This is a genomic window from Mesorhizobium sp. WSM4841, from assembly GCF_055811515.1.
On the sequence record NZ_JBVVQC010000095.1, the window covers coordinates 1 to 704 of the forward strand.

General features: G+C 68.6%; 1 protein-coding gene. It reads left to right on the forward strand.

Translation table 11 applies throughout. From position 1 onward, the window contains the following. The coding region (locus AC0L14_RS34770) for an Ig-like domain-containing protein (RefSeq protein WP_473752232.1) at positions 1-704 on the forward strand (704 nt) is incomplete at both ends.

The window sequence follows — 704 nt, forward strand, 5'->3', positions numbered from 1 at the left end:
CCTGTCGGACAGCGGCCTGGCGGCCGCCAATGACGACGCCACGGTCAACGAAGCAGCACTTGCGATCGGCAGCAATCCGCCGAGCCCGGCCGAGACGGTGACCGGCACGGTCGCCGACAACGTCTCCGGCGGCAGCGGCCCCTACACCTATGCGCTGCTGAGCAGCACAACCGGCTCGCACGGCACGCTGACCTTCAATGCCGACGGCACCTACAGCTACACGCTGACCGCACCGGTCGACGGCGCCGATGCCAACAACGGCACCAACACGGTCAACAACGTCGAGAGCTTCACCTACCAGGCGACCGACGCCAACGGCAACACGATCACCAACACCATCACCATCGACGTCGTCGACGACGTGCCGACGGCGAACGCCAACACCAACAGCGTCGCCGAGGGCGCCATCGCCACCGGCAACGTGCTGAGCGACGCCACCGATGACGTGTTCGGCGCCGACGCTGCGGCCGCCGGTGGCGGCGTTGTCGGCGTGGCCGCCGGCAGCAACACCGCCAGCCCGGTGAGCGGCGGGCTCGGCGGCGCCGGCATCGCCGGCACCTACGGCACGCTGACGCTGAACGCCAACGGCACCTACAGCTATGACGGCTTTGCCAACGTCGTGCCGGCCGGCGGTGCAACCGACACCTTCGTCTACACCATCATGGACGGCGACGGCGACCTGTCGACGACGACGCTGACCATCA